A 24017-nucleotide genomic window follows, 5' to 3' on the forward strand; every position below is an offset into this window, starting at 1 on the left:
TCCTCACGCTCGCGACCGGGGCCGGCGAGGGCGGAACGTACGGCCGGCGAAGTGCCCGACCGATTGGATGCGGCGTTGCCCCGGGTGTTATCGTTCCTTCCGCACCAAGGGGCTGTGGCGCAGTTGGTAGCGCGTCTCGTTCGCAATGAGAAGGTCAGGGGTTCGAATCCCCTCAGCTCCACCGATGAGAAACCCCGTCCCACCTGCGGAAACGCGCATGAGGGGACGGGGTTCTCTCTTTGTCATCCGCCCGTCTCCTGCCGATGTGTCCCCCCGGTGTCCCCCGGGGTCACATTGAGCCTCGCCAGACCGGCCAGATCGGCGCCGGTTCCGAGGTGGTGCAGGTAGCGGTTCGTGGTGCCGATGGACTCGTGTCCCATCCACGCCTGGACGGTCCCGGGGTCGACGCCACGGGCCAGCCAGAGGCACGCGGCGGTGTGGCGCAGGTCGTGGATCCGGCGCCCCCGACCGGTCGTCACCCAATGCAGGGTGCGGAGGACCGCCGACCGGTGCAGCTGCGCCCCACGCTCGGTCGTCAGGACCAGGTCGCCGGGAGCCTTGCCGGCGCACAGACCCAGGACGATCGGCAGCACCCGGTTGGCGAGCGGGACGCGCCGGGACGACCGGCCCTTGGTCGACTTGACCGCGCCGCCCTCGGGTTGCGACCGACGGACCAGCAGCCCCGGCGTCGGGACCTCGACGACGTCAGCCACCCGCAGCGAACGAGCCTCCGCCCAGCGCAGACCCGTCCAGGCGAGGACGAGGAGGATGTCGGCGAGGCGTGGCGCGGCCGCGTGCCACAGCGCGTAGACCTCCTCGAGCTCGGCCTCGCTGAAGGGGTCCATCTCGTCGGCCTCGTCGGACTGACGCGGCACCCGTACGCCGGTGACCGGGTTGGCCAGGATGAGCTTCTCGCGCACGCACCAGCTGAAGAAGGACGAAAGGCTGGCGCGGTACCGCACGACCGACCCCTCTTCGAGACCGGCAGCCAGCAGCGCCTCGAAGGAGCGGGCGACTTCACGGCCAGAAACCGCCGACACCTGGAGGGCCAACATGCTCGTCGGCATGAGCCGCGGCAGGTCTTGGTCCGCGCGGTAGGTTTTCGCGGCCACGGTGACTCGCCGGACCTCGAGCCAGCGCTGGACGAGGGGCCGGACCCGCTCCCGTCCGGCGCGGGGGTCGACGCCGCCGGCCAGTGCGGCTCGTTCCCGGTCGAGCCACGCCTTGGCCTCGCGTCGGGTGTCGAAGACCTTGCTGGCGACGCCGACCCGGCCGCTCTTGAGCCGAGCCCGGAAGCGGCCGTTGGGCATCTTGCTGATGCTCATGCCGCCATCCGTTCCAGCCACTTGGTCACGTCCTCCGGCCGGTACCGCGGGGCGTACGGCGACAGCCACACGACCCGTGGACCGTGTCCCGTCTGCCGCCACCGGCACAAGGTTGCCGGCGAGACCTGCAGCGCGACGGCGACCTCGCGTGAGGTCAGCAACACCGGGAGGGGCGGGGCCTTCTCCTGCTTTGACTGGTCTGCTTCCATGTCCGAACTCCTCTCTCTGTCAGTCGTTCTGGTGCTTGCTCGCTGCTCGTTCCTGGGCGTACTCACGTGCCGAGCCGCAGCGGCCTTGGCGAGCTCGGTGTCGCCGTCGGTGTCCCAGCCGGTCCCGGCGTAGGTCCAGTGGCCGACTACGAGGGTGGTCTCCTCGGTGTCGTCCTGGAGGAGGTCGTCGAGGGTGCGGACGTCGAGGGTGCGACCCTCGCGCCGCGCGGCGGCCAGGGCGCGTTCGTAGCGGACCCGGCGCCGGCGCAGCTGCCCGAGCGTGGTCGAGTAGCGGCGGGACTTGGTTGAGAAGTGTCCGCGGAAGCCGAGCATGTGCCGCCACTTGAACAGCAGGCCATACGGGTGATCCCGCAGCGGGATCCCATCGAGTCGCGCGTCGGCCCGGATCCGGTCGGCGACGGCTTCGATGGTGGCCCGCAGCCGTCGCGCGTGGGGGCTGTCGGTAGCCGTGGAGTCGGTGGCCGACTTGGTCGCGTACTTCGCGAGGTAGCCGGCGACCTGCTCCGGGGCCAGCGCCCGGTCGGGGTCGTCGGTGCGGCGGGCCGTGGCGATGGGTCGGGCGTCGAGCTGGGTGCCGAACCGGAGCCGGCGCGCCTCGTCATCCTTGTGCAGGGGTGGGGCGTCGAAGGTGACGCCAGCGGCCGCTTCCTCGACGAGGCGTGCGAGCAGGGCGGCAGTCATGCCAGCGGGAGCCGCGGCGAACCCGTCCCTTGTCTTTGGTCCGTCGAGGCGGAGGAGGGCGTGGAAGTGGACGATGCCGCGCTGCTGGTACTCGGCGACCTTCGCGTACTGCACCGTCACCAGCTGCGACAGCCGCGCCTCCGGGACGCCGACGTGACGGGCCAGGGACCGGCGCAGGTCGATGGTGAACCGGCGCCACAGCTCGGGCGCCCACCACTGCCACACGAGGTGGCTCTCGTAGTCGTAGCAGTCCCGGCACAGCGGCTGCCCGAGCAGCACGTCCTTGTCGCCATGCCGGGCGTGGCAGACCGTCGGCCGGTCGTGCGCACAGCGGTCTGCTTGGTCCTTGCCTCGGTAGGGGCGGCAGCGGCGCCCGTCGCGGGTGCCGTGCACCGGGCCGAAGGACGGCGCGGTGAGGGTCGCGAACACGAGTGGGTTCTCCGACACCGTGTCGGGGACGCCCTTGCCCCCGACGACGCCGGCCCGGATCAGGTGGAACGTGTCGGCCGCGTAGACGCGGGAACAGGACGGGCAGTCGGCGGCGCGGCGGTTGCCGCAGCGGACGTGCAGGACCCCGAGCGGGCTGTCGGCCGAGGAGAAGCTCGAGAGCACCTCACCGGTGGACGTGTCGACGGTCTGTGAGGAGCCGTGCAGCCGAATCGGTCTGGCGCAGTGACCGACCCGGGAGGCGGCCTCGGACCAGGCGTTGAAGTTGCGCGAGGTCAGCCGGGCGATGACCTGCGCCTCGGTGGCGGCGTCGAGGTGGCCCAGGTCCAGCGGATGACCCTCCCCGACGGGCTCGTCACCCGCCTGACCCGGAGTGTCGTCGGCGGCGCGGAGGGGGACGGCGTCCCAGACGCGGTCTCGTGTTTCCCGGGTCATGGCGGCCACCCCCTTCCCTAGCGGTCCGGGTGGGTGTGCCGTGCAGGTACTGCGGCTCCCGCTGCACGGCACACCCGGTCCGAAAGGGCGGCCCAGAAACGAGTTGAGAAGATGCCGGCGCTGCGGGGAGCCGCGCACACGCCAGGCCACGTCAGGTGATGACGAAGAAGAGGTGGCGGACGAGAAGTTCGTGTCTGTGTGTGTGGCGGCTATTCGTGTGGATGGCCTCTGGCCGGGTGGGGAGCCGACCCCCAGGGCATCAAGCCCGCAGTTTTGTCAGTTCAGGTCTTTTGTGTGGGTGTGTCCGCACTCACCACCATCCCCGCCCGGGGTGCCGGGCGACGAAGAAACACGCCGCGTGTCGCGCGGTCGAAGTTTCACCCACACGCCGATGAGCGGACGTCGGTCCGGGACGGCATGCTCGCAAAGGGTGCGGGCAAAAGGACCCCGCGGGGCGCCTCAAGCCACGCATCACACCGCCCGGGTGATGTGGTTCTGGGCGGGATGTGGAGGGGTAGGACCATGACCAGCTCCCCGAAACCGGCCGAATCCACGATCGTCCACCAGCAGGACGAGATCCGCGATCGTCTACCGTTCCACGACACCCAGGACTTCGACGACGCGAGGCGCGGGCTCATCGCCCCGCTGGACGGCACAGTGCGCGGCGACGAGGGCCGAGTCGTATGGGACCCCTCGACCTACGACTTCCTCCGGGGGGACTGCCCTGACACGGTCAACCCCAGCCTCTGGAGGCAGTCGCAACTCGTCGCGACCAGCGGACTGTTCGAGGTCGTGCCGGGCATCTACCAGGTGCGCGGGATGGATCTGTCGAACATCACCTTCATCGAGGGCGACACCGGGGTCGTCGTCGTGGACCCCCTGATCTCCGTGGAGACCGCCTCCGCCGCGTTGGCGCTCTACCGCACGCATCGGGGCGATCGGCCGGTGACGGGCGTCATCTACACCCACTCGCACATCGACCACTTCGGCGGGGTGAAGGGGGTGACCACACAAGCCGACGTGGACGCCGGCCGGGTGCCGGTCCTGGCGCCGGAGGGCTTTGTCGGGCATGCCATCAGCGAGAACGTCTACGCCGGGACGGCGATGGGTCGACGCGCCGGGTACATGTACGGCGCGGCGCTGGCCCGGGGCCCGCAGGGTGGCGTCGGCGCCGGCCTGGGCCAGACGACGTCGACCGGGTCTGTCTCGCTCATCGCGCCCACGGTCGAGATCACCAAGACCGGCGAGGAGGAGGTCGTCGACGGTGTCCGGATCGTCTTCCAGATGGCGCCCGACACCGAGGCACCTTCGGAGATGCTCCTCTATTTTCCCGACCTTAAGGCCCTGTGCGCTGCCGAGGACGCCACCCACAACCTGCACAACCTGCTCACGCTGCGGGGTGCCGTTGTGCGGGACCCGCACGGTTGGTCGAAGTACCTCACAGAGACCATCGACCTGTTCGGTGCCGACTTGGAGGTCGTCTTCGCCTCCCACCACTGGCCGACCTGGGGGCAGGAGCGTGCCGTCGAGTTCCTCGGCCTTCAGCGCGACCTCTACGCGTACTTGCACGACCAGACCCTGCGCATGCTCAACCAGGGCCTCACCGGCCCCGAGATCGCCGAGAGCATCGAGCTGCCGCCGGCCCTCGAGAACGCCTGGTCGGCTCGTGGCTACTACGGCTCCGTCAGCCACAACGTCAAGGCGGTCTACCAGCGCTACCTCGGCTGGTTCGACGGCAACCCCGCCCACCTCTGGGAGCACACCCCGGTCGAGCGGGCAACGCGATACGTCGAGCTCGCGGGCGGCATCGACGCGATCGTGACTCAGGCGCGCGCGGCCTTCGACGCCGGCGACTACCGCTGGGCCGCGGAGATCGCCAACCACGCCGTCTTCGCCCAGCCGGACCACGAACGGGCCCGAGACGTGCTGGCCGACACCTACGAGCAGCTCGGCTACGGGGCCGAGAACGGCACCTGGCGCGACTTCTACCTCTCCGGCGCCACCGAGCTGCGCGACGGGCAGTTCGGCACCCCCACCACGACCGCCGCAACCGACCTGCTCGCCGAGCTGACTCCCGCGATGCTCTTCGACGCACTGGCCATCCAGGTCAACGGCCCGGGCGCCTGGGACGAGCGACTCTCGATCGACGTGGTGCTCACCGACTCCGGCGAACGCTACCGTGTGCGCCTCGGCAACGGCGTCCTCACCTACAGCGACCGACCCCAGAGCGGCGAGGCCGACGCGACCGTCACGACCACACGGCGTGCGCTCCCGGCGCTGGCAACGGGGACGCTCGCGCAGACGGGTATCGAGGTAACCGGTGACGAAACGGTCATCGGTCGACTCCTCGCGGTTCTGGAGCCGGGCGACCCCAACTTCGCGATCGTGACTCCGTGACCCTGCTCCCCAAGCTGGGCCGCCCGTCGCGCCAGGACGCCGTGTCGGGCTTCGTGACCGGGCTGTTCTCGATCCCCGAGGGCATGGCCTACGCCAGCATCGGCGGTTTCGCGGCGCCACTCGGCCTGTGGTCAGGGGTCGTGCCGACGATGGTCGGATCCGTCTTCGCCCGCACCGCGCTGATGGTGACGACGCTGACCAGCGCCATCGCGCTGTCCTCGCGCAGCGTGCTGTCGGACGCTGGGCTCGACCCCGGCGACGCCGGCGCACTGGCGACGCTGACGATCCTGGTCGGCATTGTCATGCTGGTCATGGGCCTGCTCGGACTCGGCTCCGTCATGTCGTTCGTGTCCACCGCCGTGATGACAGGATTCACCACCGGCATCGCGCTGCAGATCATCACCGGAGTCATCAAGGACGCGACCGCCTACACCCCCACCTCGCACAACACCATCGCCAAGCTCGTCGACGCGCTGACGCACATCGACGACTGGGACGGCACCACAGTGCTGGTCTCCGCGGCGACCGTGGCTGTCTGGGCGGCCGTCCGCTCGATCCGGCGGCTGCGCTCCTATGCGACCCTCGTCGCGCTCTTCGTCGTCAGCGTCGCCTGCGCCGCCCTGCACACGGACGTCGAGCTCGTCTCGGACATCGCGAGCGTCCCCCGGTCGCTGCCGCCCTTCTCGGTGCCCGACCTCGGCTCCGTCCCCGGGCTGGTCTTCGGAGCAATCGCGATCGCCCCCTGGTCGCGCTCGCCCAGGCCGCCGGCATCGGGGCCGCCGTCGCCAACCCCGACGGGTCCCGCCCGGACGCGTCCATCGACTTCCGCGCCCAGGGCCTGGCCAACATCGCCGGCGGCCTCTTCTCCGCGCTGCCGACCGGCGGGTCGCTCTCCCGCACCGGCGTCGCCACCAGCGCCGGGGCGCGGACCCGGTGGTCAGGCATCTTCGCCGGCGCCTGGCTCGCGCTCATCGTCCTCGCGGTGGGGCCCGTCGCAGGGCACATCCCGATGGCCGTCATCGGAGGCCTGCTCATCGTCATCGGCGGCGAGCTCGTCGCCGGCCGCCTCCCCGACCTGACGCTCGTGCTGCGCACCTCCTGGCTCTCGACGACGGCGATGGCAGTCACCTTCCTCGCGACCACCCAGCTGCCGCTCCAGCAGGCCATCTTCATCGGCGCAGGACTGTCGATCGTCCTCTTCGCCGTCTCGGCGTCCCAGCGCGGCCGCATCCTGCAGCTGACACCCGTGGGCGACGGCGGATGGACGGTCGGCGACCCGCCATCAGCGCTACCCAGTCATGCCACGACCGTCCTGCACTACGACGGCCCCAGCTTCTTCGCCGAGGTCAACCGGCTCGAGGACGAGTGGCCCGACCCGCGGGAGACGGTCGACGCCGCGGTTGTCCTCTCGCTGCGTGGCTCCGGAGAGATCCCGTCCGCCACCTTCCTCAAGGCTTTCGAGCTGGCCGCGCAACGTCTCCGAGCCCGCGATATCGGCCTCGTCCTCTGTGGCGTCTCACCGTCGCTTCAACACGCTCTCGAACGCTCGCACGTCCTTGAGGTCCTCGGGGCGGACGCCGTCCTTCCGGAGACGCCGGAGCTGATGGAGTCTCTCGCCGTCGCCTACTCGACCGCCGAGCGTCGCCGGGTGAAGGGGACGGAGGCAGCGGACAACTGAGAGCGCGTCCTCGACACGACGGGCATACGGCAGACGTCTCGGCTAGCCGGATAGCCCTCTCACCGTGGAGGACGATGTCTCAGCCGGCCGAGTTCCCGTCGACGGCTCGGCACCTACGCCGACGCGTTGCAGGGCGTGTGTCGCAGGCTGGCGAAGACGGCAATCAGGGCCTGCGAGGTCCCTGTGTGCAGCATGGCCAAACTCGCTCGGTCATGCCGCTGGTCGGTGGACGGGTCAGGCGTGTCGTGAGGACTATCTGTACTGGCTTAAACGCGCCTGCGGCGCGAAGAAGCGCGGGACCCCGCGATGGGGACCCCGCGCTCCGGCGCTGGCGCGCCTACGCGCACCCCACCGCACCCCGCGCTTCCACGGGACATGGGGGCGCGCGGCCTATTGGCAGTCGGCTCGATGGCATGCTCGACCATCCGCGGCCCGGACTCAAGCGCCCGGACGAGGGAGGCCCCAGCCGTCGCCGCTCGGACGCAGTGTCAGGGAGGACCACTGCCCACCTCGAGCGGCCGGCGGTGTCGACGACCCGCGTCGCTGGGTCCTCGAAGCGCTTTCTGCGCGGCACCACCCAGCCCTGTCCGTTCCGGTCGATGCGCCAACACGCGGGGCTGAGTCGTGTCCCCCCGGTGTCCCCCGCACCCCAAAACGCCCACCCGCCAAGGGCGCCGAGGAAACGCATGCACCGCACCAGGACGAGCACCACAACGGCCCCGCACCTGTTCGCAATGAGAAGGTCAGGGGTTCGAATCCCCTCAGCTCCACCAACGGCAGAGAGACCGGACACGCTTTTCGTCCGGTCTCTCTGCCGTTTCTGGGACCCCGTGATTCGAGGAGCCGCCGCAGCACAGCGAGGACGGCGGGGTCCCCTCAGCTCCGCCCGACGGAATCCCCTCCCACCTGCGGAACACGCAGGAGGGGGCGGGGTCTTCTCTTGGCCATCCGCCTCCACCCGGGTACCGACGCCCGCAGGCTTCCCGGATGGGCTTACGGGGCTTCGTACGCGGGGGTCCGGGCTGCTCCCCTGCCCCAGGCGTTCTGCAGGTCCGTCATCAGCTCGTCCACGGGAACTGCCGGGTGCGTGGCGACCACGCGTCGGCCCTGCCGGAGCAGGACGGTGCCGACGACGATTGCGGTGAGCCGGTCCCACAGCACCCAGGCGCCGAGGGCGACCCAGAGCCATGCGAAGTACTGGCCCAAGCGGAACAGCGTTTGGTCGGAGGGGAGCAGGACGCGGGCCGATCCGAGGTCACTCCCACGAACGGACACCTCGACCGGCTGGCCCTTCATGCTGCACTGGTCAGGGCTGCGTACGCCGGCGATCGTCGTGGTGGTCAAGCCCTCGGAGGTGAACTTGGCCTCGACGGAGCACACGGTGCACACCGTGCGCGTCGACCCGCACCTGGAGGCGGTTTGGCTGTAGTGGACCGCGACCACGGTGCCGGGCACCGTCTTCCCGTCGGGGTAGGCCTCGATGGGGGCCATGTGAGACGCGATGGACCACGCGGCGAGCAGGCCGACGACGACGATCAGGACGCCACCGAGGATGCCGCTGCGGCTCTTGCGTCCATCCAGTGGGCTGCGCCGGCCGCCGAGGCCGTCGGCGAGCAGCGCGCCACCAGCCAGTTCGGCGGCCCGGCCGTGCAGGTACGGGTTGAACGAGTACGCCGCGAGCACCGCCCGGAGCCGCCCGATACGTTTGAGCGTCGTCACCAACGGAAGTGTGACCGCTCACCGTCGCGGATGCGGTCGAAACAGGGCGTACTGGATCGGCGGGATTCTCGCTCCCTGTTGAGCCCTGCACCGAAAGGTCGATCAGCGACGGACCCACCCACGTCCGGAACGGGAGTGCGGCCGGCGGGCCACGGTGAGACCCCGGCGCTCTTCGAAGGTCCTCGGCGCTGACCGAGCCGTGGACGGAGCCATCGGTCACCCGTGACATCGGCCCGCTGGTGAGTGGGGGCACCTGAGCCAGGCTGGGCCGCCGAGCAGGCTCAGGCCATCTGGGAGCCCCCCTCCGCGCATGGCCTGCTCGGCGGCTTCCCCCGGGAGCCCCCGCCCGGGGGTTACGGTGCACCGACGTTGTGGGAGACGTGGCGCCCACATCCATGGTGACACCCGGCAGGCGTGTAGGTGCACAGATCGCCGGAGGGACGCCGCGGTGTTCGTGCAGCGTTCAGGCGCGAAGCAGCGTGGGCGACGCGCGGCCGCTCGACAGCCGTCTGGCCGGGCATTGGCCTGGACTCACGCGCCTGGACGAGGGGGGCCCAGCCGTCGCTGTGGGCGGCTGACGGCGACGCGCGCGAGTCAGTCCAACTCAGTCCGAGCATTCGAGTCAGTCACGGATGCGGCGGTGGACGAACAGCGAGTGGATGATCCAGAGGTCGACGAGGACGAGGATCGAGGACCAGTACGGCTGTACCGGAATGAAGAGGAAGTTCCCGAAGGCCTGGAGGCTGACGAAGATGATGCCCAGCCATCGGGCCCAGAAAGCACCCGAAAGCACGCCGAACCCGGCTGCCACGACGACGATCCCGACGACGAGCAGGATCCAGCCCCACGTCGATGCGCTGGTGTTGATGAAGTAGCCCTTGGGTTGGACGTAGTAGTCGGGCTTGGCCAGCAGGGCGAGTCCCTGCAGGATCCCGAACCCGCCACCGATGATCATCAAGGTCGCGGCGAACGCGGCCCCACCCGTACCCCGAGGACTCACGTCGGACATGTTCATCCCTCTTCGTCCGTGCGGCGCGACCCGGTCGGAACCCGCCACGACCCGTTCGAGACTACCTCTGCCGCAAGCTCGTCCGACGGTAAAACATCGGATTCCACAGGCGCACAATGAGACCCGTAATCATTCTTTCCGCGGTAGGCGACAAGCCAGAAATGTCGCGTCATTCCACGATGGCGGCAGCGAACGGAGTCCTCGCCGCACCGGCCTCGAGGGGTGCCGTCCGCACCTCGACCCCGACAGGGCCCGCGGCTCGGGCAGGATCGGCCCATGACCGTCGCCCGATCGCTGCTGCTGTTCGCCCTCGCCGCCCTCGCCGAGATCGGCGGCGCGTGGCTGATCTGGCAGGGGGTCCGCGAGCACCGTGGCTGGGCCTGGATCGGCGCCGGCGTCGTGGCGCTCGGGCTCTACGGCTTCGTCGCGACCCTGCAGCCGGACGCCCACTTCGGGCGGATCCTCGCCGCGTACGGCGGGGTGTTCGTGGCAGGGTCGCTGCTCTGGGGCGTCGTCGTCGACGGGTTCCGCCCGGACCGCTGGGACGTCGCGGGCGCGGTGGTGTGCCTCGTCGGCGTCGCCCTCATCATGTACGCGCCCCGGGGCGCCTGACGCGTACGGTGGCCGGATGGGTCGCTTCCACGTCGGTGTGTCCGGTTGGCGCTACCCGTCCTGGCGCGGCGACTTCTACCCCAAGGGTCTGCCGCAGCGTCTCGAGCTGACCTACGCGGCCGAGCGGATGACCTCCATCGAGCTCAACGGCTCCTTCTACTCGCTGCAGCGGCCGACGTCGTACCGTCGCTGGCGCGAGGCGGTACCGGCGTCGGTCGACCTCGCCGTCAAGGGCGGCCGGTTCATCACCCACCTCAAGGCCCTGCGCGACGTCGAGACGCCGCTCGCGAACTTCTTCGCCTCCGGTGTCCTCGCGCTCGGCGACCAGCTCGGGCCGTTCCTCTGGCAGCTGCCCGAGCGCCTCACCTTCGACGCCGAGCGCGTCGACACCTTCCTCGGGCTGCTCCCCCGCTCGACGCGTCGGCTGGCCGACCTCGCAGCACGCCACGACGACAAGGTGGCCACCGACGACGCGCTGAGGGCCACCGACGCCGACCGCCCCGTCCGGCACGCGCTCGAGCCGCGTCACCCGAGCTTCGACACCGACGAGGCCCGCGAGCTGTGTGCGCGGCACGGTGTCGCGCTCGTCGTCGCCGACACCGCCGGACGCTTCCCCGTCATGCGCGACGCGACGAGCAACTTCCGCTACGTGCGCCTCCACGGCGAGACCGAGCTGTACTCGGGCGGCTACTCCGACGCCTCGCTGGACCGGTGGGCGCGGCAGTGCCGCGCGTGGGCCGATGAGGGCCACGACGTGTACGTCTACTTCGACAACGACGCGCAGGGACGCGCCCCCTTCGACGCCGTCGCCCTGCTCGAGCGCCTCGACGCCGTCCCGACGCCTCCCGCCCCCGACGCGTGACCACCGGGTCCTCGCGCGCACCGGCGACCCGCTAGGTTCGGAGCGTGAGCCGCAGCGTCTACCTCGCCTCACCGGAGGGCCTCACCGGCAAGTCCGCGGTGGCCCTCGGGCTCCTCGACGCCTTGCTGCGCGAGGTCGGGTCGGTCGGGATCTTCCGGCCGCTGACCACGCTCGGCGGCACCGGGCCCGACGACGAGGTGGACCACATCGTCGAGATGCTCGTGGCCCAGCCGGGCACCGACCAGACCTACGAGGAGACGCTCGGCGTCACGTACGCGCAGGCCCACGACGACCCGGACGAGGCGCTCCACCTCATCGTCGAGCGCTTCGGCCGGCTCGCGAGCCGCTTCCGGGTGATGCTGGTGCTCGGCTCCGACTACACGGACGTGTCAACGGGCACCGAGCTGTCGTTCAACGCCCGCGTCGCGGCCAACCTCGGCTCGGCCGTCGTCCTCGTCGTCCACGGCCGGGACCGCTCACCGGAGCAGGTGCGGGTCGCCGCCGACGGCGCCCTCGCCGAGCTGCGTGCCAACCACGCGGAGCCGGTGGCCGTCATCGCCAACCGCGTCGAGCCCGTCGACGTCGAGGCCGTCCGGGCGATCCTCGCCGACCTGCCGTTCGCCGTGACGGCCGCACTGCCGGAGAACCCGCTGCTGCGCGCCCCGAGCTTCCGGCAGCTCACCGCCGCCACCGGCGCCCGGCTCGTCCTCGGCACCGAGGCGTGGATGGACCGCGACAGCCTCGGCCTCGTCGTCGCGGCGATGAGCCTGCCCAACGTCCTGCCGCGGCTGCGCACCGACGTCACCGTCATCGCCCCCAGCGACCGCACCGACCTCGTGCCCGGCCTCGTGCTCGCCCACCAGTCCGGCACCTTCCCGAGCCTGGCCGGCATCATCCTCACCGGCGGCTACGAGATCCCCGAGGCGATCGCGCGCCTGTCGGCCGGCGTCCAGCAGGACCTGCCGATCGCGCTGACCGACGCCGACACGATGACGACCGCCGGCCGCGCCGCCCGCGTCTTCGGGCCCATGACGCGGTCGTCGCGCAACAAGATCGAGGTGGCCCGGCGGCTCTTCTCCGAGGGCGTCGACCAGGCCGCGCTGCTCGCCGCCATCGACGTGTCGGCCTCGCCCGTGCGCACCCCGCTGATGTTCGAGTACCAGCTCATGGAGCAGGCCCGCTCGGACCGTCGCCACGTCGTGCTGCCCGAGAGCGGCGACGACCGCATCCTCGAGGCCGCCGACGTGCTGCTGCGGCGCGGCGTCGCCGACCTGACGCTCCTCGGCGACGAGACGACGGTCCGCGCCCGGGCCTCGACGCTCGGGCTCGACCTCGACGAGGCGCGCGTCGTGTCGAACACCGACCCCGACCTCGTCGAGCGCTTCGCCGCCGAGTACGCCCGGCTGCGCGCCCACAAGGGGGTGACCCTCGAGCTGGCCCGCGAGGTCGTCACCGACGTCTCGTACTTCGGCACGATGATGGTCCAGCTCGGCCTCGCCGACGGCATGGTGTCGGGGGCGGTCCACACGACCGCGCACACGATCCGCCCGGCCCTCGAGTTCGTCAAGACGCGCGACGGCGTCAAGACCGTGTCGAGCGTCTTCCTCATGTGCCTCGCCGACCGCGTCCTCGTCTACGGCGACTGCGCCGTCATCCCCGACCCGACCGCCGAGCAGCTCGCCGACATCGCCGTGTCGTCGGCGCAGACCGCCCGACAGTTCGGCATCGAGCCGCGGGTCGCGATGCTGTCGTACTCGACGGGTTCGAGCGGGTCCGGCGCCGACGTCGAGAAGGTCCGGGCCGCAACGGATCTCGTCACCGAACGCGCCCCCGACCTCGCCCTCGCCGGGCCGATCCAGTACGACGCCGCGATCGACCCGGCGGTCGGGCGGGCCAAGCTGCCGGGTTCGGACGTCGCCGGCCGCGCGACGGTGTTCGTCTTCCCCGACCTCAACACCGGCAACAACACGTACAAGGCCGTCCAGCGCAGCGCCCACGCCGTCGCGATCGGCCCCGTCCTGCAGGGCCTCCGCAAGCCGGTCAACGACCTCTCGCGCGGCGCGCTCGTGGACGACATCGTCAACACGGTGGCCATCACGGCCGTCCAGGCCCAGCAGCAGGAGCACGCATGACCGACGCCACCCGACCCGTCCTCGTGCTCAACGCCGGGTCGTCGTCGCTGAAGTACCAGCTCGTCGTGCCCGAGACCGGTGAGAAGCAGGCCGGCGGTACCGTCGAGCGCATCGGCGAGTCCGGCAGCGGCGTGGCCGACCACGCGGGGGCGCTCGAGCGGATGGCGAAGGACCTGCGCGCGGACGGGGTCGACCTCGCTGCCTTGGCCCTGCGGGCCGTCGGTCATCGCGTCGTGCACGGGGGCCCCGACTTCTCCGAGCCCGTCGTCATCGACGACGCCGTGCTCGACCGCGTGCGCGAGCTGAGCGCCCTGGCACCGCTGCACAACCCAGCCGCCGTGACGGGTATCGAGGCCGCCCGCAAGCGCTTCGCCGTACCGCACGTCGCCGTCTTCGACACGGCGTTCTTCTCCTCCCTCCCGCCGGAGGCCTCGACCTACGCCCTGCCGCGGGAGCTCGCGGAGCGGCACTCGATCCGTCGCTACGGCTTCCACGGCACCTCGCACCAGTGGGTCTCGCAGGCGGCCGCCGACCTGCTCGGCCGCCCTGTCGACGAGCTGCGCCAGGTGATCCTGCACCTCGGCAACGGCTGCTCGGCCTCGGCGGTGCGCGGTGGCGCGGCGGTCGAGACCTCGATGGGCCTGACCCCGTTGCAGGGACTCGTCATGGGGACCCGCTCCGGCGACGTCGACCCCGGCCTGCACGCCTACCTCGGCCGCGAGGCCGGGCTCTCGCTCGAGGACATCGACACCCTCCTCAACAAGGGGTCCGGTGTGCTCGGGCTCAGCGGGGTCAACGACTTCCGCGAGCTCGAGGACCGGCTGGCCGCCGGTGACCCCGACGCCCGTCTGGCCTTCGACGTCGTCGTGCACCGGCTCAAGCACTACGTCGGCGCCTACGTCGCGATCCTCGGCGGCGTCGACGTCCTCGTCTTCACCGCCGGCATCGGTGAGAACAGCATCGCCCTGCGCGCGGCCGTCACCGACGGGCTGGAGGGGCTCGGCATCTCGGTCGACCGGGCGCGCAACGGCGCCCGGTCGAAGCAGGCGCGCGTCATCTCCCCCGACGCGTCGCCGGTGGTCGTCGCCGTCGTGCCGACCAACGAGGAGCTCGCCATCGCCCGACAGACCGCCGAGCTGGTCGCCCTGGCCCACTGACCCCGGGAGCGCGTCGGGCGTCGGTTCTGCCTGTGGGTCAGGTCTTCTCGCGCTCGAGGTACTCACGCAGCGACACCGGGCGACGACCGGTGAGCCGCTCCACGTCGCCGGTGACCCCGTCGAGCTCGCCGGCCCGGATCGCCGTGTACGTCGACACCCACGCATCGACCTGCCACGGCGGCGCGCCGTACACCTCACGCGAGGCGTAGGCCTCCTCGAGGGTCTCGTCGTGGAAGGTCACGTGCCGTCCGGTGACCTCGCTGAAGATGCCGGCCGCCTCCGTCAGCGTCAGCGCCTCGGGGCCGGTGAGGCTGTACGTGACGCCGGCGTGCGCAGCGGGGTCGAGCAGCACGGCGACCGCCGAACGGGCGATGTCCTCGTGCGCGACGACGGCCGCCCGACCCTCCCCGGCCGGCCCGCGGATGACGCCGTCCTCGCCGGCCATGTGCGGCACGAACTCGAGGTAGAGGTTGTCGCGCAGGAAGGTCCATTCCAGACCGGACGCGCGCAGGTGCTCCTCGGTGGCGGCGTGGTCGCGCGCCAGCGTGAAGGTCGCGTCGGGCGCTGCCCCGAAGAAGGAGATGTAGACGACGTGGCCGACGCCGGCCGCGGCCGCCGCGTCGACGAAGGTGCGGTGCTCGGCGAGCCGGTCCGCGTTCTCGGCGGCCGACACCATGAAAAGGGTGTCGACGCCGTCGAGGGCCGCCCGGGCGGCGTCGCCGTCGGCGTACGTGCACTCACGTGCGACCGCACCGGGCAGGTCAGGCGCCCGAGACACGTCGCGGACGAGAAGGCGCTGTGCGACGCCCCGGCCGGCGAGGTCGCGGGCGACGAGCCCGCCGAGCCAGCCCGTGGCCCCGGTCACGGCGAGCGTCGGACGGTCGGTGGGTGCGGCGTCGGTCATCCTCCGAGCGTATTCCGCGGGGCGCAGCCCGGGCCGGGTCATCCACCGCAAGCGCGGCGCGGCAGCATACGGTGTGCTCGTGACCGAGAACGTGCGCTCCGACGCCTCACCCACTGCCGTGCCTCCCGGCGTTAAGGCCGCCAGCGAGTGGTCGTGGCGGCTGCTGCTCATCGGCGTCGCCCTCTACGCCGTCGCGATGGTGCTCCGGGGCGTGTCCGAGGTCGTCGTTCCCGTCGCCATCGCGGTGCTGCTCACGGCGCTGCTGCACCCGGTGGCCGCGCGGCTGCACCGGCGGTTGCCCACGGGCGCCTCGGCCGGCATCACGGTCTTCGGCACGATCGTCATCATCGGCGGGATGTTCACGCTCATCGGCACCCAGTTCACGGCCGGACTCTCCGACCTGACCAAGCAGGTCGCCACGGGCATGGGCCAGATCCGCGACTGGGTGCGCACGACGTTCAACATCACCGACGCCCAGTTCGACGAGTACTTCGACACCGTCCGCGAGAAGGTCAGCCAGTCGGGCAACCTCGGCGACACCGCCGCAGCGGTCGGGCTCACCGCGACGCACTTCATCGCCGGGCTGTTCATCGCCCTCTTCTCGCTGTTCTTCTTCCTCTACGAGGGGCCGCGCATCTGGGCCTGGATCGTACGGCTGTTCCCGCACGCGGCCCGTGACCACGTCAACTCCTCCGGCATCGTGGCCTGGGGCCAGCTGTCGGCGTTCGTGCGCGCCACGATGATCGTCGCCCTCGTCGATGCCATCGGCATCTCGGTCGGTGCGGCCATCCTCAAGGTTCCGTTCGCCTTCGCCATCGGCATCCTCGTGTTCCTGCTCGCCTTCATCCCGATCGTCGGCGCGCTGCTGTCGGGCGCGGTCGCCGTGCTGCTCGCCCTCGTCGCGCACGGACCGGCGGTCGCGATCATCATGCTGGCCGTCGTCATCGGCGTGCAGCAGCTGGAGTCGCACGTGCTCCAGCCGTTCCTGCTCGGCAAGGCCGTCAGCGTCCATCCGCTCGCCGTCATCCTCGCCATCGCGTGCGGGTCGATCATCGCCGGCATCGTCGGGGCGCTCGTGGCCGTGCCGTTCGCGGCGGTCTCGAACGCGGTCGGCAAGCACCTGCTCTCGGGCGAGTCGAAGGACCAGCTCGACGGAGAGCTCGAGCACGCCGCCGACGAAGGCAGCACACCGGCCCAGGCCTGACCGGGCGCCCGCCCGCCCGCACGCTCAACGCGTCGGGACCGATGCCTCCTCGAGGAAGCCCTGCACGGCGGCGTCCCACAGCGCGGGGCGCTCCATGTTCGGGTAGTGCGCGGCGCCGGCCACCTCGGCATACCGGCCGTCGCGCACCCCCGCGGCGAGCCGGCGGCCCATGTCGCGGTGGTCGGGCGAGTCGAGGCTGCCGCAGAGCGCGAGGACCGGGACCTCGATCTCGCCGAGGCGGGCCTCCGCGTCGTGGACGGGCTCGGGCATGACGGCATCGGGGCTGGCGTGCCGGGTCAGGGTGTCGGTCAGCATCTGCCGGCACCGGCGCACGGTGTCGCCCGCGACCTCGTCGAGGGTGCGCGTCGGGCCGGCGCAGAAGGCGAGGCTCGCCTCGACGTAGGCGGCGGCGTCGCGCTCGACGATGGCCCGCTTCCACTCCTGCAGGATGCCGAGCACCCACGGGTCGGTGAAGGTGGGGACGCTCGTGGCCGTGCCGCTGACGACGATCGCCCGCACGAGCCCGGGGTGCTCGAGCGCGGTGTCGGTGGCTGCTCCACCGCCCATGGAGACGCCGACGAGCACGGCCGGCCCGGCCTCGAGGTGGCGCACGAGGGCGGCGATGTCGTCGCAGTGTCGACCGGGCTCGTCGAGGGTCGAGGCCTCGCCGTGGCCGCGCAGGTCGGGAACGACGACGCGGTGACGGGTGGCGAGCACCTCCACCTGGTCGTCCCACATGCGGTGGTCGACACCCCCGCCGTGGAGCAGCAGCACGAGGTCGCCCTCGCCGGTGTCGGTGTAGGTGAGGTGGCCGTGGTCGAGGTCGAGACGGTGCATGTGGTCGCTCCCTGTGCGTGGTGGGTGGGTCGGGTCGGACGAGGCCGCGCGGCAGATCCGGCGTCAGTCGGCACCGGCGCGGTCGGCGGCGACGACGTCGGGGTGCAGCCGGTCGGCCTGCTCCCCCGCGATCCGCCTGACGCCGTCGGTGAGCCGGGCGAGGACGTCGGCGCACCGCGCGAGGTCCTCGGGGTCGATGCCGGCCGTGGCGGCCTCGAGGTTGGCGGCTTCGGCCCGCTGCAGGTCGCCGAGGACGGCGCGGCCGTGCTCGGTCAGCCCGACGAGCCGCGAGCGCGCGTGCGCCGGGTTGTCGTGCAGCTCGAGGTGGCCGAGGCGCACGCCGTCGTCGACGACCTTCTGCACGCCCTGACGGGTCACGAGCAGCTCGCGGCCGAGGTCCGGCACCGTCTGCGGGCCGCCCTCGAGCAGCAGCACGAGGATGGCGCGCAACGGGAGGCTGACGTCGGTGCCTTCGAGCAGGTCGGCGACGGCACGCGCGGAGTACTGGTGCAGCGGACGGACGTGACGCAGGACGGCGTAGGCGGCCTCGACCTGATTCATGACAACCAAGTTGTCACATCTCGTGACAGCGCCGCAACTCTTCGCCCGCCAGGACCCCCGACCCCCATGTCCCCAACACATCGAGTGAGCATGGAACCTCACCCGTCACGCGACGCGTGGGGCGGGTGAGCCGGAGTGCTCACTCGACACAGGGGCGGGCTGAGGCGGCCCGGGCAAGGGCTAGCGCGGCCGGCGCGGTGACGGCGGTTACTGGGAGGCGGCGCGCCGGGCGAAGAGAGCCCGGTCGTCGAGCTCCTCGGCCTCGTCGGCGAACTCCGGCGTGTCGAACACGTCGGCGGGGATGCCGCCCTCGGTGTAGCGCGGCTCGGCCTTGGCCTTGAGCGCGTACGTCGGCTTCGGCACGGGCACCGGGCTCCAGCTGCCGGGCGGCAGCTCCTGCGCGACACCGGTCGCCTCCCGGGCCTCGGCACCCGCGTCGCTGCCCGGGTCGGCGTTCGTCCCCGCGGTGGCGGCGCTGCTCGTGTGGGCGATGACGGTCGAGGACGCAACCGGCACGGCGCCGGTGGCGGCGGCCTGGACGTCGAAGACCCGGTCGCCGACGGACGCCCCGTCCGCCTCGGAGGCGGCAGGCGCCGGGATGACGACACGGTCGACACCGAGCGGCGTACGGGTGCCCCGGGCCGGCGCGGTGACGGCTGACGACCTGGCGCCCGCCGTGGAGTGGATGACCTGGGTGTCGTCGGCGGTCAGCACCGGCTCAGGGGCGACGCGTGAGCGCGAGCCCCGGACGCGGCGGACCCGACGGGCGGCAGCGGACCGGATGCGGTCGTGCTGAGCCTCGGTGCGCAGCCAGACGAGGACCGCGACGACGGTGAGCACCGCGAACGGCACCGAGACCCACATGAGGACACCGGTGACCGCCAGGCTGATCGACGCCGGGATCCAGAGCATCGCCGCGACGAGGACCACGGCGCGAATCCGCCTCTGCGCCATGGAGACCCGCCGACCAGGACGAGAAGCCTGCTCCGGTGCGACCTCGGGACGCACCTCGCGCTCGACCTCGTGCTCGACGTGGAACTCCTCGAGGTGCCCCTCGGAGCGGCGGGCCACGAGCGGCGACTGGCGGCGACCGGCAGGCACGGCCCGCTTGACGTCGACGGTGGGCCGCGCGGCGCGCGCCGGGGTGACCGAGTAGGAGTGCGGGCGCGGCGTGCGCGGCTCGGCGATGGGCAGGACGGGGCGCTTCTCGAGGACGCGCATGGCCTCGGAGAACCCGTCGACGGACCGGTTGGCGGCGGCGTCCTCGCGGCGGCGCATCCAGTGCTGCACGAGGTAGGCAGCCCAGATCGCCACGATGACGACGAAGATGAGGCTGCTGACTGGCACGGACCCCACGGTAGGGCGACCCTGCGCACACGCCCTGCACATTCGTGGCGTGTCGCGCAAGAGGCTGGTGTTACACCTGTGACAACCGGTCGAGCAGCGAGCCGCCCTCGAGCTCCTCGCGCGTGACCGCGAAGGACCGGTGGTCGCGCCACCGGCCGTCGATGTGCAGGTAGCGCTCACGGACACCCTCGTCGCGCAGCCCGAGGCGGCGCACCACCCCGAGCGAGCGCTCGTTGTCGACGCGGATGTTGACCTCGACGCGGTGCAGGCCCCCCGGACCGAGCGCGTGGTCGATGGCAAGGGCCAGCGCGCGGGTCGCGATGCCCCGGCGCGTCACCCCTCGGGCCACCCAGTAGCCGGCGGCACACGACTGCTGCGCCGCGCGGACGATCCCGAAGAGGTGGACCTGCCCGACGATGCGCCCCTCCACCTCGATGGCCCACGGCATGGCGCGGTCGGCTCGGGCCTCGGCGTTGAGCTCGCGGACGAAGTCGCGGAACGTCACGGGAGCCCGCGCGTCGGCGCCCGGCGGCAGGGTCGGCTCCCACGGCTTGACGTGGTCGGCGTTCTCGCGGCGCACCCACTGCCACTCCCGCTCGTCGCCGGTGACGAGCGGTCGGAGCAGGACGGCCGGCTCGGTCGCCGCGTCGCGCAGCACGACAGGCCAGCGGGCCCGGCCGTCACGGGCCGGGCGCCAGGGCATCCTCATCGCGGCCCTCGCTGCACGTCCCGGGGCACCGGCGGATCAGTGGTCACTGCCGGGGATCTGGTCGAGCGCGTGGCCGAGGACCTGCTCGAGCACGTCGAGGGCGTCGACCACGCCCCCGCGCGAGCCCGGCAGGTTGGCCACGAAGGTCTGTCCGGCGACACCGACGAGCCCGCGCGAGAGCATCGCCGTGGGCACCCCCTTGGCGACGCCCGCCGCCCGGATCGCCTCGGCGACACCCGGCACGAGGCGGTCGAGGAGCGGGGCGGTCTGCTCGGGAGTGACGTCGGTGGGCGTCAGCCCGGTGCCGCCCGTGGTCAGGACGAGGTCGGGCTCGCTCGCCAGGACGTCGCGCAGCTCCCAGCCGAACTCGTCACCGTCGGGCACGACCACGGGGTGCCCCACCTCGAACCCCCACGACCGCAGACGCTCGACGACGACGGGCCCGGACCGGTCGGGGTAGACGCCGGCGGCGGCCCGCGTCGAGGCCGTGACAACGACGGCGCGGCGGCCGCGGCCGATCGCCGACGCATCACTCATGCCAGTCCCCCGAACGCCCACCGGACTTGGCCGTGACGCGGACGTCGGTGATGCGGGCGTGCTTGTCGACGGCCTTGACCATGTCGATCAGGGCGAGTGACGCGACGGCGACCGCGGTGAGCGCCTCCATCTCGATGCCCGTGCGGTCGGCGGTGCGCACCGTGGCCGTGACGTCGACGCCGTCGTCGGCGACGGTGAGGTCGACCGAGACCCCGTGCACCGCGATCGGGTGCGCGAGGGGGATGAGCTCGGGGGTGCGCTTGACCGCCTGGATGCCGGCGATGCGGGCCACGGCGAGCGCATCGCCCTTGGGCACCACGCCCTCGCGGAGCGCGGACACCGCTGCGGCAGAGAGCAGGACGCGACCGGCGGCGCTCGCCTCGCGCGCGGTGACGGCCTTGGCCGAGACGTCGACCATGTGGGCGCTGCCGTCTGCTCGAACGTGCGTCAGCCCACCCGGGGCGCCCGACGCGTGCGGTGCGCCGGACGCGTGCGGTGCGTCGGAGGTGGAGGTCACCTCAGTCCTCCCGGTCCAGCACGAGCACGTCGACGACCTCGCCGGCGACGAGCTCCGTGACGTCCTCGGGGACGATGAACAGGGCATTGGCCCGCGAGAGGTCCGCGACGAAGTGAGAGCCCTGGCCGGCGACCGGCACGGCGACGAGCGTGCCCTCGGCGGACCGGGACACGACGGCGCGGCCGAACTGGCGACGCCCCTCGAAGGAGGTGACGCCCGAGATGAGCGTGGCCGGGCGCATCCGGCGCTTCTCCGGCGTCAGGCGCATGAGGCGTCGGAGCGCGGGCCGCACGAACACCTCGAAGGAGACGAACGAGGACACCGGGTTGCCGGGCAGCGTGAAGATCGGGACGCGTCGGCCGTCGGGTGCCTCGAGCATCCCGTAGCCCTGCGGCTTGCCCGGCTGCATCGCCACCTTGACGAACTCGACGCCGCGGGAGGCAAGCGCCGTCTTGACGACGTCGTAGGCGCCCATCGACACCCCGCCGCTCGTCACGACGATGTCGGCGTCCTTGACCGCGACGTGAAGCTGCTCGAGCAGCTCGTCCTCCGAGTCGCCCACGGCCTGGCGGATCTCGGCCGAGGCACCGGCCGACACGGCTGCGGCCCAGAGCATCGAGGAGTTGGAGTCGTGGATCTGGCCGGCGCCCAAGGGCCGTCCGGGCTCGACGAGCTCGGACCCCGTCGAGATGACGACGACGCGCGGACGCCGGTGCACCTCGACCTCGGCGTACCCGCACGCGGCGAGGAGGGCGATCGTGCGGGCCCCGACGACCTCGCCGGCGGCGACGATGACCGCGCCGCTGCGCACGTCGTCACCGACGGGCCGCACGAAGTTGCCGACCGGCACGACCGCGTGGCACTCGACCTCGCCGGACGCGGCGGCGTCGGTGTCCTCGACCTTGACGACCGCGTCCGCGCCGGCGGGCAGTGGGGCACCGGTCATGATGCGCGCGGCCTCCCCCGGCCCGACCTCGAAGTCCGGGGCGTCGCCGGCGGCCACCTCGCCGACGATCCGCAGCCGGACCGGGGCGGCGTCGGCCCCCTCGAGCGAGGCCGACTGCACCGCGTAGCCGTCCATCGAGGAGTTGTCGAAGGGCGGCAGGTCGACGCGGGCCCGGACGTCGCGGGCCACGACGAGCCCGAGCGACTCGGTGAGCGGCGTCGCCTCCGTCGGCATCGGCTCGAGCGTCGACAGGATGGCGCGCAGGTGCGCGTCGACCGACCTGACGTCGCCGGCGCGGCCCTCGCCCGTCTCCGGCGTGGCGACGGCGGGCTCGCCGAGCACGGCGCCGTCGAGGACGCGGCGGTAGCCGTCGATGAGGACCTCGCCGACGCACCGGACGTTGCGACCGAAGAACGGGTCACCGATGACGCGCAGGCTCGTGCACTCCTTCATCGACGGGACGCCGTGCGGGAACCGCTTCTCGAAGCCGGGCACGAACCGGTACGCGGAGTCGAGGTCGACGTACGGCTCGGGGCCGTCACCCGTCTGCACGATGTGGTAGCTGTCGTCGAGCTCGAAGTAGTCCGACCGGACGACGAGCAGGTCGTTGGTCGTCTTGACCGGCCGGAACCGCGTGCGCGGCACGAGGATCGCCTCACTGCCCTCGAACACCTCGATGGCCGTGCCCATCGCCGACTCCATCTGGATGACCTCGGGCGAGGTGGGGTCGGCCGGGTCCACGTTCTTGTGGTTGACGATGATCGGCAGGCCGAGCACGCCCTCGCGCGCGGTCATCCGCTCGCGCAGCACCGTGAGATCGATCCAGACGTTGTTCGCGTTGAAGGTGCTGTGCCGCTTGATGTCGCGGAAGTAGCGTTCCTCGCCCTCGGCGACGGTCGCGGTGTCGCGCAGCACGATGCGCCCGTCGGACTTGCGCACCGCGAGGTGGCCGCCCTTGCGGTCGCTCTTGGTGCGCTTGCACACCTCCGCGACGAACGGCAGCCCGTGCCCCACCATCCACGCCGCGACATCGGGGTCGCAGGTGGCGCCGAGGTTGTCGGAGTTGGACAGGAACGCATAACGGATGCCCTTGGCCAGCAGCGCGTCGAGGACCCCGGAGGTGACGAGCGAGACGTAGACGTCGCCGTGCCCGGGCGGGCACCATTCGAGCTCGGGGTCGTCGGGCCACTCGATCGGGGTGAGGTCGTCGGGTCGCAGCTTCGGCTCGGCGCTCTGGAGGAAGTCGAGCGGCAGGCCCTCGACGGGCAGGGTCTCGTACTTCTCCAGGATGCGGAGCGACTCGTCGTGGGTGCGGAAGCTGTTCATGAGCACGAGCGGCAGCTCGACGTCCCACCGCTCGCGCAGCGCGAGGACCTGCTTGGCGATGATGTCGAGGAAGGTCAGGCCGTCCTTGACCTCGAGGGCGGACTTCGCACCCGTCATGCCCATGCCGGTGCCGAGGCCGCCGTTGAGCTTGATGACGGCGGTCTGGGACAACGCGTGACGCGCCTCCTCGTCGGTGACCGACACCTGGAGCAGCTCGGTGACCGTGCCGAGCGGCTCGATCGAGTCCTCCGGGATGGTGCCCTGGGCGCCGCCCTCGAGCTGTTCGTAGTAGTACTCGAAGACCTTGATGGCCTCGGGCCCGAGGCCTCGCCGCTCCATCAGCTCGACCGACGCGCGGAGGCCCTGCTCACTCATGGGGATCACCATACGATGGGCCACATGTGCGGAAACCCAGAGCGCCGGAAGTGCCCGCTGGGGGCCCGCC

19 protein-coding genes, 1 tRNA gene and 2 pseudogenes are annotated in these 24017 nt (G+C 71.7%); 10 read left to right on the plus strand and 12 right to left on the minus strand.

The features are described from left to right. Positions 1–108 precede the first annotated feature (108 nt). Positions 109–181 (plus strand) — tRNA-Ala (locus tag AC3A5R_RS11655). A 61-nt stretch (positions 182–242) separates the two neighbouring features. Here AC3A5R_RS11655 and AC3A5R_RS11660 read toward each other — a convergent pair. Continuing rightward, positions 243–1325, minus strand: coding sequence for a tyrosine-type recombinase/integrase (locus AC3A5R_RS11660; protein ID WP_487620927.1), 1083 nt, complete (start codon positions 1323–1325; stop codon positions 243–245). Beyond that, entirely contained in the window at positions 1322–3118 is a 1797-nt protein-coding gene (locus tag AC3A5R_RS11665; protein WP_487620928.1) for a replication initiator, read from the minus strand. Before AC3A5R_RS11665 ends, AC3A5R_RS11660 begins: the two co-directional genes overlap by 4 nt. Before the next feature lie 522 nt (positions 3119–3640). On the opposite strand from AC3A5R_RS11665, the gene AC3A5R_RS11670 reads away from it, so the two are divergent. The 4 genes and pseudogenes from AC3A5R_RS11670 (at position 3641) to AC3A5R_RS11685 (ending at position 7193) form a co-directional block, all read left to right on the plus strand. Continuing rightward, complete coding sequence (locus AC3A5R_RS11670; RefSeq protein WP_487620929.1) at positions 3641–5515, plus strand: alkyl/aryl-sulfatase; 1875 nt, start codon at positions 3641–3643, stop codon at positions 5513–5515. 41 nt (positions 5516–5556) lie between these two features. Continuing rightward, a pseudogene (locus AC3A5R_RS11675) lies at positions 5557–6243 on the plus strand (SulP family inorganic anion transporter); the annotation flags it as partial. Positions 6244–6284: 41 nt separating this feature from the next. Next, positions 6285–6515, plus strand: a pseudogene (locus AC3A5R_RS11680) (SulP family inorganic anion transporter); the annotation flags it as partial. Between the two features lie 9 nt (positions 6516–6524). Then, positions 6525–7193: an STAS domain-containing protein gene (locus AC3A5R_RS11685; protein ID WP_487621193.1), complete on the plus strand. Its 669-nt coding sequence runs from the start codon at positions 6525–6527 to the stop codon at positions 7191–7193. A gap of 993 nt (positions 7194–8186) precedes the next feature. Here the strand turns inward: AC3A5R_RS11685 and AC3A5R_RS11690 are convergent. Together AC3A5R_RS11690 and AC3A5R_RS11695 are read right to left on the minus strand one after the other, a co-directional pair. Next, positions 8187–8912 carry a nucleotidyl transferase family protein gene (locus AC3A5R_RS11690; RefSeq protein WP_487620930.1) on the minus strand — a complete coding sequence of 242 codons (726 nt, stop codon included), beginning with the start codon at positions 8910–8912 and terminating at the stop codon, positions 8187–8189. A 622-nt stretch (positions 8913–9534) separates the two neighbouring features. After that, positions 9535–9921, minus strand: coding sequence for a DUF7144 family membrane protein (locus tag AC3A5R_RS11695; RefSeq protein WP_487620931.1), 387 nt, complete (start codon positions 9919–9921; stop codon positions 9535–9537). Positions 9922–10197: 276 nt separating this feature from the next. Here AC3A5R_RS11695 and AC3A5R_RS11700 point away from each other — a divergent pair, with 276 nt between their 5' ends. The 4 genes from AC3A5R_RS11700 to AC3A5R_RS11715 are packed head-to-tail and all read left to right on the plus strand — an operon-like array spanning position 10198 to position 14684. Beyond that, positions 10198–10533: a YnfA family protein gene (locus tag AC3A5R_RS11700; RefSeq protein ID WP_487620932.1), complete on the plus strand. Its 336-nt coding sequence runs from the start codon at positions 10198–10200 to the stop codon at positions 10531–10533. Positions 10534–10549: 16 nt separating this feature from the next. Beyond that, entirely contained in the window at positions 10550–11395 is an 846-nt protein-coding gene (locus AC3A5R_RS11705; RefSeq protein ID WP_487620933.1) for a DUF72 domain-containing protein, read from the plus strand. Positions 11396–11439: 44 nt separating this feature from the next. Beyond that, on the plus strand, positions 11440–13527 hold the full coding sequence (gene pta, locus AC3A5R_RS11710) for a phosphate acetyltransferase (protein WP_487620934.1): 2088 nt from the start codon (positions 11440–11442) through the stop codon (positions 13525–13527). After that, on the plus strand, positions 13524–14684 hold the full coding sequence (locus AC3A5R_RS11715; RefSeq protein WP_487620935.1) for an acetate/propionate family kinase: 1161 nt from the start codon (positions 13524–13526) through the stop codon (positions 14682–14684). The genes pta and AC3A5R_RS11715 overlap by 4 nt, the downstream gene beginning before the upstream one ends. Positions 14685–14721: 37 nt before the next feature. Here the strand turns inward: AC3A5R_RS11715 and AC3A5R_RS11720 are convergent, their stop codons facing one another. Continuing rightward, positions 14722–15588 carry an SDR family oxidoreductase gene (locus tag AC3A5R_RS11720; protein ID WP_487620936.1) on the minus strand — a complete coding sequence of 289 codons (867 nt, stop codon included), beginning with the start codon at positions 15586–15588 and terminating at the stop codon, positions 14722–14724. A 79-nt stretch (positions 15589–15667) separates the two neighbouring features. Here AC3A5R_RS11720 and AC3A5R_RS11725 point away from each other — a divergent pair, with 79 nt between their 5' ends. Beyond that, entirely contained in the window at positions 15668–16792 is a 1125-nt protein-coding gene (locus tag AC3A5R_RS11725; RefSeq protein ID WP_487620937.1) for an AI-2E family transporter, read from the plus strand. A 24-nt stretch (positions 16793–16816) separates the two neighbouring features. Here the strand turns inward: AC3A5R_RS11725 and AC3A5R_RS11730 are convergent, their stop codons facing one another. The 7 genes from AC3A5R_RS11730 to AC3A5R_RS11760 all read right to left on the minus strand — a co-directional run bounded on the left by AC3A5R_RS11730 (position 16817) and on the right by AC3A5R_RS11760 (position 23947). Further along, the gene (locus tag AC3A5R_RS11730; RefSeq protein ID WP_487620938.1) at positions 16817–17629 is read right to left on the minus strand and encodes an alpha/beta fold hydrolase; all 813 of its coding nucleotides are present in this window, start codon (positions 17627–17629) and stop codon (positions 16817–16819) included. 63 nt (positions 17630–17692) lie between these two features. Then, the gene (locus AC3A5R_RS11735) at positions 17693–18190 is read right to left on the minus strand and encodes a MarR family winged helix-turn-helix transcriptional regulator (RefSeq protein WP_487620939.1); all 498 of its coding nucleotides are present in this window, start codon (positions 18188–18190) and stop codon (positions 17693–17695) included. Between the two features lie 207 nt (positions 18191–18397). Next, a complete protein-coding gene (locus tag AC3A5R_RS11740) occupies positions 18398–19537 on the minus strand; it encodes a hypothetical protein (RefSeq protein WP_487620940.1) in 1140 nt (379 codons plus the stop codon). Positions 19538–19607: 70 nt separating this feature from the next. After that, positions 19608–20246, minus strand: a complete 639-nt coding sequence (locus AC3A5R_RS11745; RefSeq protein ID WP_487620941.1) for a GNAT family N-acetyltransferase — start codon at positions 20244–20246, stop codon at positions 19608–19610. A gap of 36 nt (positions 20247–20282) precedes the next feature. Then, complete coding sequence (locus tag AC3A5R_RS11750) at positions 20283–20783, minus strand: MogA/MoaB family molybdenum cofactor biosynthesis protein (protein ID WP_487620942.1); 501 nt, start codon at positions 20781–20783, stop codon at positions 20283–20285. Continuing rightward, the gene (gene moaC / locus AC3A5R_RS11755; protein ID WP_487621194.1) at positions 20776–21234 is read right to left on the minus strand and encodes a cyclic pyranopterin monophosphate synthase MoaC; all 459 of its coding nucleotides are present in this window, start codon (positions 21232–21234) and stop codon (positions 20776–20778) included. The genes AC3A5R_RS11750 and moaC overlap by 8 nt, the downstream gene beginning before the upstream one ends. 67 nt (positions 21235–21301) lie before the next feature. Further along, positions 21302–23947, minus strand: coding sequence for a UTP--glucose-1-phosphate uridylyltransferase (locus tag AC3A5R_RS11760; protein WP_487620943.1), 2646 nt, complete (start codon positions 23945–23947; stop codon positions 21302–21304). Between the last annotated feature and the right edge of the window lie 70 nt (positions 23948–24017).

This window comes from Intrasporangium sp. Soil_C_50, from assembly GCF_057656595.1.

What these genes read in the sequence shown, in the direction of transcription:
- AC3A5R_RS11660 (WP_487620927.1), bottom strand. Translation starts at nt 1,325, where the DNA reads ATGAGCATCAGCAAGATGCCCAACGGCCGCTTCCGGGCTCGGCTCAAG.
- AC3A5R_RS11750 (WP_487620942.1), bottom strand. Translation starts at nt 20,783, where the DNA reads ATGAGTGATGCGTCGGCGATCGGCCGCGGCCGCCGCGCCGTCGTTGTC.
- AC3A5R_RS11705 (WP_487620933.1), top strand. Translation starts at nt 10,550, where the DNA reads ATGGGTCGCTTCCACGTCGGTGTGTCCGGTTGGCGCTACCCGTCCTGG.
- AC3A5R_RS11720 (WP_487620936.1), bottom strand. Translation starts at nt 15,588, where the DNA reads ATGACCGACGCCGCACCCACCGACCGTCCGACGCTCGCCGTGACCGGG.
- AC3A5R_RS11745 (WP_487620941.1), bottom strand. Translation starts at nt 20,246, where the DNA reads ATGAGGATGCCCTGGCGCCCGGCCCGTGACGGCCGGGCCCGCTGGCCT.
- AC3A5R_RS11685 (WP_487621193.1), top strand. Translation starts at nt 6,525, where the DNA reads ATGGCCGTCATCGGAGGCCTGCTCATCGTCATCGGCGGCGAGCTCGTC.
- AC3A5R_RS11760 (WP_487620943.1), bottom strand. Translation starts at nt 23,947, where the DNA reads ATGAGTGAGCAGGGCCTCCGCGCGTCGGTCGAGCTGATGGAGCGGCGA.
- AC3A5R_RS11670 (WP_487620929.1), top strand. Translation starts at nt 3,641, where the DNA reads ATGACCAGCTCCCCGAAACCGGCCGAATCCACGATCGTCCACCAGCAG.
- AC3A5R_RS11695 (WP_487620931.1), bottom strand. Translation starts at nt 9,921, where the DNA reads ATGTCCGACGTGAGTCCTCGGGGTACGGGTGGGGCCGCGTTCGCCGCG.
- AC3A5R_RS11665 (WP_487620928.1), bottom strand. Translation starts at nt 3,118, where the DNA reads ATGACCCGGGAAACACGAGACCGCGTCTGGGACGCCGTCCCCCTCCGC.
- AC3A5R_RS11735 (WP_487620939.1), bottom strand. Translation starts at nt 18,190, where the DNA reads ATGAATCAGGTCGAGGCCGCCTACGCCGTCCTGCGTCACGTCCGTCCG.
- AC3A5R_RS11730 (WP_487620938.1), bottom strand. Translation starts at nt 17,629, where the DNA reads ATGCACCGTCTCGACCTCGACCACGGCCACCTCACCTACACCGACACC.
- AC3A5R_RS11700 (WP_487620932.1), top strand. Translation starts at nt 10,198, where the DNA reads ATGACCGTCGCCCGATCGCTGCTGCTGTTCGCCCTCGCCGCCCTCGCC.
- AC3A5R_RS11715 (WP_487620935.1), top strand. Translation starts at nt 13,524, where the DNA reads ATGACCGACGCCACCCGACCCGTCCTCGTGCTCAACGCCGGGTCGTCG.